Consider the following 11,956-nt stretch of genomic DNA (forward strand, 5'->3'; position numbering starts at 1 on the left):
ATCCTACGATTTGTCCTTCTTTCCGGCGGTTAGAGGCATACGCGTATTATCCCTCGTTTTATTGAAAGACGGCCTTGTTTTGGAAGAAAGCACCGGCACGCGGAACAGGATTGCCCCCATAGCCTTTGCATTAAACGGTATGAATGGCCACAGATAGGACGAGTTGTAGGAACGGTTGACCGTCAGCAGAACGATGAACAGGGTCGAGGCGACCACAAGTCCTGAAACATGGAAGAAGCCTGTGGCCAGAAGCAGGAGCAGGCGGACAATCCGGTTGGCCAAGCCAAGCTCATAGCTTGGCGTAGCAAACATGCCGATCGTAGCCACGGCCATATACAGGACAACCTCATTAACGAACAGTCCGGTCTGCACGGCGATGTCTCCGATCAGAATCGCGGCGACCAGGCCCATGGCCGAACCAAGCGGTGAGGGTGTATGCACTGCGGCCATGCGCAGCAAATCCACACCGAACTCGATGATCAGAAACTGGGCAAGCAGCGGAATTCTGGCATTCTTCTGCGGACCAATAAATTCGAGCATCGGGGGCTTTAGCTCGGGATGGATGACTAACAGCATCCAGAGCGGCAGCAGGAAGATGGAAGCGAAGATTCCGGCGAGCCGAACCCACCGCAAATAAGAGCCCATAAGCGGGGTCTGGCGGTTCTCTTCCGCATGCTGACACAAATCAAAAAACGTCGTCGGGATGACCATTACGCTGGGGGACGTATCAACGAATAAGACGACCCTGCCTTCAAGCAGGTGGGAAGCGACAACGTCCGGCCGCTCGGAATAACGGACCATAGGATACGGATTCCAGTTCTTCCCTATGATTGCCTCCTCCAACTGCTTGTCTGCCAGCGGAATGCCGTCAATGTCGACGCTTTTGATTTTTTCGGTGACCGCTTTGACCTGGGTTTTATCCACAATATCGTCGATATAGGCGATGGACACATCCGTTTGCGTCCTCCGTCCCACCTTGTGAAGCTCGATTCTCAGTCCCGGATCACGCAGCCTGCGGCGAACAAGGGCGATATTGCTCAGCAGTGTCTCCGTGAACCCGTCGCGCGCGCCCCGCACCACTCGCTCGATAGATGGCTCCTCCGGCCCCCGAACCGGATAAAGCCGCGTATCCATGATGATGACATGCGATTCTCCCTCAATAAACAGAACGCTCATCCCCGCCATGGCCTGGTTGATCGCGTCGCTCATCCGATCGGCCTTCTCGACCTGGATATGAGGGATGTACTCATTCATAAATGCGGCCAAGGCATCAGAAGACATACTGACTGGGGTCAAGTAGGTAAGCCGCTTCAGGATCTCATCCAGGACGACGTCCTTGGCAAAGCCGCTGATTAATAAAAGACCCGTTTTTCTGCCGCCTAAGACCATTTCCCGGAATACTACGTCGAATGACGCTCCAAGGCCCATCACTTCGGTCAAAATTTCTTTTGTCTGATCAAGCGATTCCGGAATCTTGTCCTCGCCATGCCAATATATAATGGATTCTTTCACGGAATTTGAAAGTTCCTTATCCCGTTTCTCCTGCTTGGGATCTTTAGGCTGCCCCGAAGCCGCCTCCTGTTCTTGAAGGCTCTCCGCACCCTGATTTTCTTCTCCCTTTTGCGCCCCATCGCCAGTTTGCTCTTCCGGCCGTTCTTCGTCCGGGGATAGGTTCGAACCTGCCTGAGCCTGCTCTGAAGAAGATTCCTTACTGCCGTCTTCACCACTCAAAATACTCTTGATAAAGCCGGTTACCCCTCCTTCGGAGCCCTCCTCCGGAGCTCCAGGCTCCCAGGATGCTTCCATTTCGCCCGCTCCGGCGCTCTGCTTCATTACGAAGCCTGTCGCCAAGTCAACTGCGCCAGCGCTCACTCCTTCACTGGCGCCGCTCGACGCGTCGCTCTCAGCCGCTGCTTCGGTTTCTCCGGCGGCTTGCTCCACAACAAGATTGGATGCCCCGCTGGTATCTCCGGCGTTCTCCGCATCCGAAAGCGGCTGCTTCGGTCCTTTGCTGTCCAAGTAATCACCGCTATGAATGTATTTGCTCATCTTTAGCCCTCCGTTTACTGTCGATACACAAACCAATCAAATAAGGAACCCGCCACTTTGCCACATACCATCGCCATCAGCAGACCGAACAGGTGTGAAGTCATATGAAGGCGTTTGGCCAAAATCGGCAGTACGTTAAGAACTTCCGTCAAGGCGGCGGCAAGCATGCCGACAAAGATTCCCCCGAACAAGCCGACCGCCGCTTCGGCCACCGGGCCTGCTGCAATTTTCCAGTTCCAGAAATCGCTCACCGTGCCTAGCAGCGATCCGCTGACCATAGCGCCTTCATACCAGTGAACCTTATCGTAAGATTTCGTCAGCTGCGCCAACCGCGGAATCATGTCGAGCACGACAAACAGAGCGATCACCCCGCCGCCGACGGCGATGCCTCCCGCAATGCCAAGGATCAAATTCAGGCCCACCTCAATCGGAGCCGTCATTTACACTTCCTCCCTTTCACTTGTTCCGCCTTCGTCACGCTTCATTTTCCGGTATTCCTCATGAATAACGTACTGGTCGATATTTTTCTGATACAGGAACATTTCCACTTCGAGCGGGGTCGGCTCCTCATTCCATTTTTTCTTAAAAAGATGATTGAAAAAGATCACCATGCCGAACCCGATACCGATGGAATAGGCCAGTTGGAACAGATAAGGATGCTCGTCCCTGCGGCCGGTCAGCATCTCCACAATCCGGATTTGGACCGCCTGCATACTCACGTCCGCATGGAAATTCATAATCGTCAGCGCCGCGCCAAAGAACAGCAGCAGCCAGACAAGCGCGAACATCGCAGGCGACGGCTTCTGACCGCCCTTGGATTCGCTGATCTGGACAATCGTCTTTCCTTCTCCAATCGGCTCGATATCGGCTTCCGGCAGCAGCTGCTTCACCAGAGGAATGACCTTCAGCAGATCGATGAGGATCAGGTTGCCGTCGCTGTACTCCGGCTGGACCAGAAGCAGTGATTTTAGCCGCTCCTCCCACTCCGGCGGTGCAATCAGGTATGCGATGTCGCCAAGCTTCACACCTTTACCTTGAGGAAGCGTCACCCGATTCTTCAGTTGTATATAGATGGCGGAACCAGAGTGGGTCTTCATCCGCTTGTCCTCCTATTTCAAACTAACGCCAGTAAGCCAGATTAACGGTAGTATGGGTGGAAAGGTTTATTTTTACTCTTGCGCATGGGCAATCATCAGACTGACTTGCTTATATCAGGAATATCCCGAAACTTTTCACGGCCGAATGAGTCTATACTCAATATTGCAAAAGAAGGAGGATTAACCAAAATCATGAAGTTATTATCCCAAGCCTTTATCCGAATAATCTTAGCCGCCGCGGTGCTGCTGACCCTTAGTGGACAAGTCCTGCCTTCCGTATATGCCAAATCCGAAAACAGCGTGCAGGATTACGCGGTGGATGCCGCCAAAGGAGTTGAGATATACTCGATCCGCTACATGGTTGACGAAAAGTACCAAAATGCGGTGGTATACAAGCAGCAGGACGGCACTTTTGCCAAATGGCAGGAACCATTCCATTTCTTCAGAACAGCAGAGGACGGCTCACTAATAATCGGTGGTTCAGATGATCCCGAGGGCAGTTATGTATACGATCCAGATCGCCAAGCCATTGTCCACAAAAATATCTATTCGCTGTCACCGGACGGGAAATGGGGACTTCTGGAGCGTTCCCGCTATCTTTATGTAAAGAGTCTATCGCCATACAGCGACTACATTGCCAAGCTTAACGACTATTATTTAAAAAATATGAAGACCGGAGACGTTTCTTTGTATAAAACTATGCAGACAAGCTTTCGTACGGGCTGGTACGACCAACACACGCTGCTGGAATCCGGGTATGACAGCCAGGCGAAACAAAATTTGATTACGGCTTACAATCCAGAGACGGGAAAAAGAACCACTGTCCTAGCAGGCTCGATGTATGCCTTTAACAATTCCATCTCCAAACTGCTGTATGTGGAGAACGAGCCGCGCCGGCTGCAGAGGGTGTACGATCTGAAGACGTCTGCCTCCCATCTTCTCACGAGTGAAGCAGAACGGTCGGCCATCTATCCTTCTGTCCTTTCCAGACCTTCATCAGCCTTACCTGCTGGCATTAATCCTGCCGAACTGCCCGTCGTCCCGGTACCCGTTATTGAACAATATGAGTATACGGCGGAGATCAACGGCCTCAGCATCCCGGTAAGTACAGTATTTGAAGCAGACGGCAAACGCTGGATTCCTGTGCGGCCTCTCGCGACAGCCCTCGGCTGGAAGGTGGAGCTCTTGGATCAGCCGGGAACATCCTATAAAGCCTCGAACTATCAATATACAATCTCGCAGGGAGCGGCAAAAATCACTCTCACACCTTCCAACAGCTTCAGCACTGGCGGCAGGCTGTTCATGACCCAGGGCCAGCTGGCATCGCTAGGATACGGAGCTGTCAAGCTGGTTCCCCATTTCAACTGACTTTTCCAAATAGAAAAAAACGTCCAAGCCAGCGGTGTTAACCGGCTTGGACGTTTCTATATTCGAGCATTTGCCCTGGGGCTGTCCCCTCAGGCGTTCCATGGCATGCTTTATGAATTCGGCTGGCTCGCCGCCTCAAGCCGTTCTCTCTGCTGGCTGGAGATGAAGAACAGCGCGGTCCAGATCATCGCAAAGCCCAGAATCTGCTGCCACGTGACTAGCTGTTGATAGACGATCCAGTTCAGTACAAGGCTGGTCATCGGGAAGCTTAGCTCTGCGAGTGTCGCAAAAGAGGCTTTGGTTGTACTCAGTCCTTTGTAGTACAGCAGCATGCTGAGCAGCCCGGGAAGAAGCGCCTGCAGCAGCAGATTGATTGCTATGGCGGCGGAGGAACCGAGTCCCCCTTGCAGCTGCCAAGGCGCTCCTTCCATCGACGTAAGGACGAATAGAAACGGCAGCGCCAGAATAAAGCGCAGCGAAGTAACGGTCTCGTACTTCATAGTTCCAAGCAGATAGCGGCCCATCACGGTCGATCCGCCCCACAGCGCCGCTGCTCCAAGAGCCATGACGCTGCCGATTCCGATGAAGCTGGCGGCCTGCCCGAACGGCATGCTCCAGCCAAAGGTCAGCAAATAGGTGCCAAGGAGCGCAAGCAGAACGAGCGGACCGAAATAGCGGGGCAGCCGTTCCTTCAGCACCAGGGCGGCAAGGCCAATGGCGAACAGCGGCTGCAGCTTCTGGAGCAGCACCACAGCGTTAATGTCGCCGCCTGCGAGCGCCTTGGTGAACAGGATGGTCGCCACGGCCGATCCGCCCCAGGATACGAAGATCAATGCGGCCGCATGCCGCAGCCGTATTCGCTTCAGTTCGGCCCGGTGGCGCCATAACACGGGAGCGGCCGCCAGAAAGAGCACCACATGCTCCAGCAGCACGATTTGCGACGAAGTCAGAGACTTCAGCAGCAGGATGCGGAACAGCGGGTCGACGCCCCATAGAGCCGCCCCAAGAACCACCAGCCAGAATCCGCCGCGCAGCGGCGCCGTCCGCACCGTTTGAGTTTGAGAAGAAGCCGTTACATTACTCATAAATCATTTCTCCTTGTCGATACAAAATCCCGTTCAAGACCAAAAAAACCCCGAGTGCCAATTTGAGGCAATCTCGGGGGTTATATTGAATAAAAACGTCCATAAGAAAAGCACCGATTGGTGCCCTTTCGAAGATGCCGCCGAATCCTTCATTAGCGGTAGCTTTTCTTGCGATTAAAGAATTGTTCAGCTCCGCTGAAAACTTATAAATTCTTTAATCTTAGCAAAAAGCCGTTCCTATCCTTTGATCCTCTCTCCTCCGGACTTTACCGTCGGCTCTGGATTTCCACCAGATCAGTCCCTTCTTTCCAGCTAAGAAAAAAAGGAGTCGCGGGCTGCGGTCCGCCCTCGCGAACCTCACCGCCGGTCAGGAATTTCACCTTACCCCGAGAATCTTGTATTCCGTAATTTTTTTCACAATCCCAGCTTATTCCTTTTTCCCTGATTCGTAAAGAGTTTTATGCAAACGATACAATCTTAAGAAATATATTTGAACACCAGCCGGCGTTTCTCCGGGTCAGGGTCCTTCACCACGCATGCGGTTTCGTCAAAAATAAGGGTGGCTCGCTCCGTAAGCCCGTACTCCGGCCACGGAAGGTCTCTGGTACCCGGTCTTCCTCCGTGGGCAAATGCAATCCATGCATTCTGCATGCTACTCGAAAGCGACTCCATCGGCGGGCTGATTGCGAGTCCCAAGTCCCGCAAATGCGACATATTGCCAAACACATAGGGGATCTCCGCGGTGTGTACCGCTCTTAAGAGCAGCGGATGCTCCTTCACTCCCCAATCGAAGCGGTACATCCAGACCGGTCCGTGCTCCAGTTGGCTCTCCGCAAACGCAATCGCACCGCCCCAGAAGAACAGATCGGTCAAGATCCCGGCAGGCCCCTCCCAGTTCGCAGGATAATGTGAGGCAAGTTCTGACAGATCCGGTGTACCCAGCGCTTGCTGGAGCACCTTCAGCGACTCTTCGATGGCCGGTACCTGCGCACCTTCACGGAAAAAATAGTGGCCTTCGTGGGCGTTCGTGCCGATCAGCAGCGGAATACCCGCCGCAGAACCGTTCGCGACGGCCCGAACCGGCTCTTCCGGCAGTGTCAGGGAATCAACCACAGGCTGAAAGATCATGGCGGGCGAACCGCCGGTCAGCCGCTGCACTAGCCTTCCAGCCGCTTCCATAATGGCTTCGGCCGGAAGCTCCAGCAGCTTCCCTGCATTCGCCCGGTCAATGCCCAGCTCGGCGAGCAGCCCTAAGGCAACTGCCTCGCCCTGCTCGGGACGAAACGCCTGGGATGGGCCGCTCTGCATAATCGCGCCCGTAAGCAGGCCGCGCGCGGCCGGCATTGCCAGCAGCGCGGCGATGCTCATGCTTCCCGCCGACTCGCCGAATACCGTTATCCGCTGCGGGTCGCCGCCAAAACCGGCAATATTGCCTCGCGTCCATTCCAGCGCGGCAATCTGATCCAGCAGTCCCACATTGGATGAGTAGTCATCGCCGAGCGGCGCCAAATGAAGAAATCCGAACGGTCCCAGACGGTAATTGACCGATACGACAACGACATTTCCGCTGAGGGCAAGAGCGGCACCGTCGAACAGCGGCTGGCTGCCCGCTCCGGTCAGAAACGTCCCGCCGTGAATCCATACCATAACAGGCAGAGACTCCGCCCCGGCAGGCGCCCATACATTCAGGTATAGGCAGTCCTCATCGTAGACCGGCGTTCCTCCGGGAAAGCGGGTGCCTTTCCGGTCAGGCGGCTGGTGGCATACCGGGCCGAAGGCGAAGGCGTCCCGCACCCCGTTCCAGCTTGCCGGAGGCTGAGGCGCCCTAAAACGCAGTTCGCCGGTGGGAGGAGCGGCGAAAGGAATACCACGCCAGATGTTAATGCCATGATCTTGTATGCCCCGTACTTTTCCGTACATCGTTGCAGCTTCAGGCTGTCGCACAAGCGTTCATCCTTTCGTCAGTTTGTCTTATGGCTGCTCTTTGCCGTCCTCGGACGAGTCGTACAGTCCGGAACGGAAACGGAACCACTGAAAAATATGCGTGACCACTACCTTCAGCACAGCGTAGCCGGGCACGGCCAGAATTATGCCGATCACCCCGAACATTTTGCCGGCAAAAACAATCACGAAAATAATCGTAATCGGATGAATCTTCAGCGTCTTGCCCATGATCTGCGGAGAGATGAACTTGCCTTCAATCAATTGAACGGCCGTCCAGACCATAATCATTTTCAGCAGCATGAATGGCGAGGTGACCAGTGCCACGACAAGCGCGGGCGTAATTGCGATGGCCGGACCCAAATAAGGCACAACTGCCGTACAAGCGGCAGCAATGGCGAGCACAAGCGAATATTTCAGGCCGATGATCAGATAGCCGATGTAGAGCAGTGCTCCGATACAGCAGCTTACGATGATCTGACCGCGGATATAGGAAGAAATCTGTTTGTTCATCTCAGACATAACCATCCGGGTCTGCGGCTTTAGCGCGGTAGGAACCATATGCAGAATATAATCGGGGAAACGTTTGCCGTCCCTGAGCATGTAAAAAAGGATAAACGGGGTCGTTACAATTCCCAGAATGATCTCGGTAAGCGTTCCGACCAAGCTGCCCACACCCGTTAGAGCGTTATGTAGAAATGTAGTCAGCCATTCGGACACTCGCGTCGTCAGCGAGCTGACGTCGGCTCCCATGCTCTGCTGTAACTGATCGAATAGCCGGCTGCCCGTTAAATCACTGAATTCCTCTTGGATTTGAGCGCTGTAACGGGGGAAATTGTCGATTAAATCCAAGAGCTGACCCTTGATAATCGGAATGACCGTCAGCAGAATAACGGTTATGACACCGATAATAAGAAGATACAAAATCACGATCCCATAGGCGCGCTTAACCTTGCTCTTACGCTCCAGCCGGTCCACCAGCGGATTCAACAGGTAATAGGCGACCCCCGACAAAATAACAGGCAGCGCCACCGTATGAAGCAGCACCGATAACGGCATAAAGATGAACGGTATCCTCGCGAATACAAGCACATTGAGCCCGATAAGCAGCAGCACGAGCAGGAAAACGACGAATTTATTGTTCAGAAAAAATTTGCGGAATCTCTCCGGCCAAATCTGCAATCTTTGCATCCCCAAGCCTCCCAATGCGGCGATTAATCAAGCGTACGTCGGCTTTTTTTAATAGCATAGTCAACTTGCGGCAGACAAGTCAAATCCCGCAGACAAATTACCGAAACCTTATATCCGCGATCCTTCCTGCGCCCGCAAAGCCGATCGACTGATACACTTTATTGGAGTCCGGGTTTTTGGCGTCCGCATACAGCAGCGGAGTCAAGCCGTCCCGTATACAGTAACTGCTAATGGCCGCTACAATGGCGCTGGCATAACCACTCTTCCGCTCGCCCGGCGGTGTGTACACATCGTTAATCCGGGCATGCCGGGCCGTGCGGTGAGCGATTCTCGCCATAGAGACCGGTATACCATCTACATTCCACAGGTATAGCCCTCCCGTTCCAATAGCCGCCGTAGCAGCTCTATAGACATCGTCGGGCATGGGCGTGACACCGAATACTTCTTTTGAAAAAGCGGACATATTCGCCGCAACCATTTCTGTATGCCGCGCATTCGCCCGTTCGATATATCCATTCACATCTGCCGGGGGCCTAACCTCGGGACATATGTACGCTTCCAGTATCATATACGGCTGGGCTTTTAGCCTGCGGCCTTCCGTATAATAACGTGCAAAAGACTCTGCGGTCCCGGGATCGGAGGATATCCCCGGAAAAACTTGAGACCGCACATGCTCTGCCAGGTTCCGTAGCATCTCATCCTTTCGCTCTTCAGTTAGCTCTGGGGAGAGCCACAGCCAGGGATTGAAGCCCGGAGTCTGAGCGAATATCAGATCTTCGCTCTTGCTCTTGATCCGCAGGGCTTCCGGACTCCCACAAATCAGATGCAGCAGGTTATAGCGGATCTCGTCTTTCAAGAACACTTTTCCGTTTAGAACGGGATCACGGTCGGCAAGCTTTACGAACATCCGGTTCGTTCACCTCTATTCTTTCTTTTTCTCCAACAACTCGATGATAATGCCCCGTGCCGCAAAAGAAAATAACCCGCAGACGGCTATTTTGCCGAGTGCGGGTAAGGCGGAAGACCTGTATAATTCGCGTTCAATTTACATAATACTCTATTTTTTCCCCTTTTTCTTTCCCTTCATCCCTTCCTTGGCTGAAGCTTTCATGCCATCCTTCCCGAATGTGTACAGGATATTTTTTTTGAACCGCTTTCCCACCAGCGATTTTCTGACAAGCACCTTGACCCGCTTTGGCGACATATCCCCGTACCAGACCCCTTCGGGATAGGAAATAACGACCGGCGCATCTCCGCACCGTCCGGCGCAGGAGGTAAACGTCGTATGAATCAGAGCCTCCCCGCCCTGCTTCTCAATTTCTTTCTTGATCGCCTGCGCGATCTCCCCACTTTTGTGTTTCTTGCAGCTGCTCCCCCCGCAGACAAGCAAATGGCATGCTGTTCCCTGCAAATTCCATGTCGTCATAACCTTCACTCCTCTCTATATCTATTAATACCCCTTAATAACCCTGATGTCCCTTAGACGAGGGTAAAGCAATGTACCACACTGTGCTATACTCTTATATTATAGAGGGAAAATCGAAAGAGCAGCAATGGCAAGCTTACTTGGAGGAACTTATGGCTGAATCCGACAGCGTAGATTGCTCAAAGCTTCACTTGGACTTTCTGCCTAAACAAGAAGAAATAATCACGAAAATGCTGGATATTGACTCTGTGAAAATGGACAAATCGCTGAACGAGGCCATGATCCGGGATATGTTAAAATCATTCTGGCCCTTGCCTCGGACCAATAACAATGTCATCTTTGCATGGAGATTGACTTCACAAATCTCCTTTATTGGGATTTATTTGCGGCATTCCGTCTGCTCCAGATTTCCCGATTGGGGACTAGATCAAGCAACCGAGGACACTATGCGTGAAAAACATAAATGGTTCGTCACCCAAACTCTTCATGCAATTGGCAACAAAAATCCGTCATAATCCTTACACAATATGAAACAAATATGCTGTTTGGGTGCATTCTCATATTGAACGTTCCCGGCATATCCTTTATAATTCAGTACATTATATGCCGCTATTTTACGGCCCTCGAAAGGAACTGAAAAACGTTATGACACAAAAGCTTAGAGCCGGTATTGTCGGCGGAACCGGCATGGTCGGCCAACGCTTCATCGCTCTTTTGGAAAATCATCCGTGGTTTCAGGTAACCGCAATCGCTGCCAGCGCGAACTCTGCGGGCAAAACGTACGAAGAATCAGTAAAGGGCAGATGGAAGCTCTCCAGCCCAATGCCTGAAACCGTTAAGAATATTCCTGTTCAAGACGCTTCGCATGTCGAAGAAGTGGCCTCCGGGGTTGACCTCATTTTTTGCGCCGTCGACATGAAGAAGAATGAGATTCAGGCCCTTGAAGAAGCCTACGCCAAAGCGGGCGTGCCCGTTATTTCGAATAACTCGGCCCACCGCTGGACGCCGGACGTGCCGATGGTCGTTCCGGAGATCAATCCCGAGCATCTGGAGGTTATCGCCGCCCAGCGTAAGCGTCTTGGAACCGAAACCGGATTTATCGCCGTCAAGCCCAATTGCTCCATCCAGAGCTATGTGCCGATGCTGACCGCACTGCGCGGCTTCAAACCGACACAGGTCGTCGCCAGCACCTACCAGGCGATTTCCGGAGCAGGCAAGACATTTACCGACTGGCCGGAAATGCTGGACAATGTCATTCCTTATATTGGCGGTGAAGAAGAAAAGAGCGAGCAGGAGCCGCTGCGCATTTGGGGAACTGTTGAAGACGGGGCGATTGTAAAAGCATCTAGCCCTCAAATCACTACCCAATGTATCCGCGTTCCGGTTACGGACGGCCATCTGGCCACCGTATTCGTCTCTTTCGAGAACAAGCCTTCCAAGGAAGACATTCTGGAAAGCTGGAAGAACTACAAAGGTCGCCCGCAGGAGCTGGAGCTGCCAAGCGCACCGAAGCAGTTCATCACCTATTTCGAAGAGGAGAACCGGCCGCAGACGAACCTGGACCGCGATCTCGAGAACGGCATGGGCATTTCTGCCGGCCGACTGCGCGAAGATTCGCTGTACGACTTCAAATTCGTCGGACTGTCCCACAATACGCTTAGAGGCGCCGCCGGCGGCGCCGTACTGATCGCCGAGCTGCTGAAAGCGGAAGGATATATTACAGCACGCTAAAGTAATGACTAACGCTTAAGCCCATATAAATGCCCGTCTCCTGGATTTGGGAGACGGGCATTTTTGGC

General features: G+C 53.1%; 11 protein-coding genes and 1 riboswitch. Of the genes, 3 read left to right on the forward strand and 8 right to left on the reverse strand.

Annotation, left to right across the window (positions count from 1 at the left end; translation table 11 throughout):
• Nucleotides 1-3: 3 nt before the first annotated feature.
• From PDUR_RS17105 to PDUR_RS17115, 3 genes are read right to left on the reverse strand one after another with little or no spacing between them, the layout of a single operon-like run.
• Nucleotides 4-2,049 carry a spore germination protein gene (locus PDUR_RS17105; protein ID WP_233277385.1) on the reverse strand — a complete coding sequence of 682 codons (2,046 nt, stop codon included), beginning with the start codon at nt 2,047-2,049 and terminating at the stop codon, nt 4-6.
• Between the two features lie 14 nt (nt 2,050-2,063).
• Nucleotides 2,064-2,489: a stage V sporulation protein AB gene (locus PDUR_RS17110; protein WP_042207368.1), complete on the reverse strand. Its 426-nt coding sequence runs from the start codon at nt 2,487-2,489 to the stop codon at nt 2,064-2,066.
• Nucleotides 2,490-3,146 (reverse strand): stage V sporulation protein AA, encoded by a 657-nt coding sequence (locus tag PDUR_RS17115; protein WP_042207369.1) that lies wholly within the window; start codon nt 3,144-3,146, stop codon nt 2,490-2,492.
• Nucleotides 3,147-3,338: 192 nt separating this feature from the next.
• Here PDUR_RS17115 and PDUR_RS17120 point away from each other — a divergent pair, with 192 nt between their 5' ends.
• Nucleotides 3,339-4,514, forward strand: a complete 1,176-nt coding sequence (locus tag PDUR_RS17120; protein ID WP_042207370.1) for a hypothetical protein — start codon at nt 3,339-3,341, stop codon at nt 4,512-4,514.
• 110 nt (nt 4,515-4,624) lie between these two features.
• On the opposite strand, the gene PDUR_RS17125 is transcribed toward PDUR_RS17120, so the two are convergent.
• The 5 genes from PDUR_RS17125 to PDUR_RS17145 all read right to left on the reverse strand — a co-directional run bounded on the left by PDUR_RS17125 (nt 4,625) and on the right by PDUR_RS17145 (nt 10,157).
• Nucleotides 4,625-5,599 (reverse strand): DMT family transporter, encoded by a 975-nt coding sequence (locus PDUR_RS17125; RefSeq protein ID WP_042207372.1) that lies wholly within the window; start codon nt 5,597-5,599, stop codon nt 4,625-4,627.
• Nucleotides 5,600-5,842: 243 nt separating this feature from the next.
• Nucleotides 5,843-5,997: riboswitch (FMN riboswitch) on the reverse strand.
• Between the two features lie 79 nt (nt 5,998-6,076).
• Nucleotides 6,077-7,543: a carboxylesterase/lipase family protein gene (locus PDUR_RS17130; RefSeq protein ID WP_081949562.1), complete on the reverse strand. Its 1,467-nt coding sequence runs from the start codon at nt 7,541-7,543 to the stop codon at nt 6,077-6,079.
• A 27-nt stretch (nt 7,544-7,570) separates the two neighbouring features.
• On the reverse strand, nt 7,571-8,731 hold the full coding sequence (locus tag PDUR_RS17135; protein ID WP_042207373.1) for an AI-2E family transporter: 1,161 nt from the start codon (nt 8,729-8,731) through the stop codon (nt 7,571-7,573).
• Between the two features lie 97 nt (nt 8,732-8,828).
• Entirely contained in the window at nt 8,829-9,638 is an 810-nt protein-coding gene (locus PDUR_RS17140; protein ID WP_042207375.1) for a GNAT family N-acetyltransferase, read from the reverse strand.
• Between the two features lie 150 nt (nt 9,639-9,788).
• Nucleotides 9,789-10,157 carry a (2Fe-2S) ferredoxin domain-containing protein gene (locus PDUR_RS17145; RefSeq protein ID WP_042207376.1) on the reverse strand — a complete coding sequence of 123 codons (369 nt, stop codon included), beginning with the start codon at nt 10,155-10,157 and terminating at the stop codon, nt 9,789-9,791.
• Nucleotides 10,158-10,309: 152 nt separating this feature from the next.
• On the opposite strand from PDUR_RS17145, the gene PDUR_RS17150 reads away from it, so the two are divergent.
• Both PDUR_RS17150 and asd read left to right on the forward strand, forming a co-directional pair.
• Nucleotides 10,310-10,672 carry a hypothetical protein gene (locus PDUR_RS17150; RefSeq protein ID WP_156130483.1) on the forward strand — a complete coding sequence of 121 codons (363 nt, stop codon included), beginning with the start codon at nt 10,310-10,312 and terminating at the stop codon, nt 10,670-10,672.
• A gap of 130 nt (nt 10,673-10,802) precedes the next feature.
• Nucleotides 10,803-11,888: an aspartate-semialdehyde dehydrogenase gene (gene asd / locus PDUR_RS17155; protein ID WP_081949563.1), complete on the forward strand. Its 1,086-nt coding sequence runs from the start codon at nt 10,803-10,805 to the stop codon at nt 11,886-11,888.
• Nucleotides 11,889-11,956 lie beyond the last annotated feature (68 nt).

The organism is Paenibacillus durus (assembly GCF_000756615.1).
In the GTDB taxonomy this organism is placed as follows: Bacteria; Bacillota; Bacilli; order Paenibacillales; family Paenibacillaceae; genus Paenibacillus_AQ; species Paenibacillus_AQ durus.

Excerpts from the sequence above, each read along its gene's own strand:
- PDUR_RS17105 (WP_233277385.1), bottom strand. The coding sequence starts at position 2,049 with ATGAGCAAATACATTCATAGCGGTGATTACTTGGACAGCAAAGGACCG.
- PDUR_RS17110 (WP_042207368.1), bottom strand. The coding sequence starts at position 2,489 with ATGACGGCTCCGATTGAGGTGGGCCTGAATTTGATCCTTGGCATTGCG.
- PDUR_RS17115 (WP_042207369.1), bottom strand. The coding sequence starts at position 3,146 with ATGAAGACCCACTCTGGTTCCGCCATCTATATACAACTGAAGAATCGG.
- PDUR_RS17120 (WP_042207370.1), top strand. The coding sequence starts at position 3,339 with ATGAAGTTATTATCCCAAGCCTTTATCCGAATAATCTTAGCCGCCGCG.
- PDUR_RS17125 (WP_042207372.1), bottom strand. The coding sequence starts at position 5,599 with ATGAGTAATGTAACGGCTTCTTCTCAAACTCAAACGGTGCGGACGGCG.
- PDUR_RS17135 (WP_042207373.1), bottom strand. The coding sequence starts at position 8,731 with ATGCAAAGATTGCAGATTTGGCCGGAGAGATTCCGCAAATTTTTTCTG.
- PDUR_RS17140 (WP_042207375.1), bottom strand. The coding sequence starts at position 9,638 with ATGTTCGTAAAGCTTGCCGACCGTGATCCCGTTCTAAACGGAAAAGTG.
- PDUR_RS17145 (WP_042207376.1), bottom strand. The coding sequence starts at position 10,157 with ATGACGACATGGAATTTGCAGGGAACAGCATGCCATTTGCTTGTCTGC.
- PDUR_RS17150 (WP_156130483.1), top strand. The coding sequence starts at position 10,310 with ATGGCTGAATCCGACAGCGTAGATTGCTCAAAGCTTCACTTGGACTTT.
- asd (WP_081949563.1), top strand. The coding sequence starts at position 10,803 with ATGACACAAAAGCTTAGAGCCGGTATTGTCGGCGGAACCGGCATGGTC.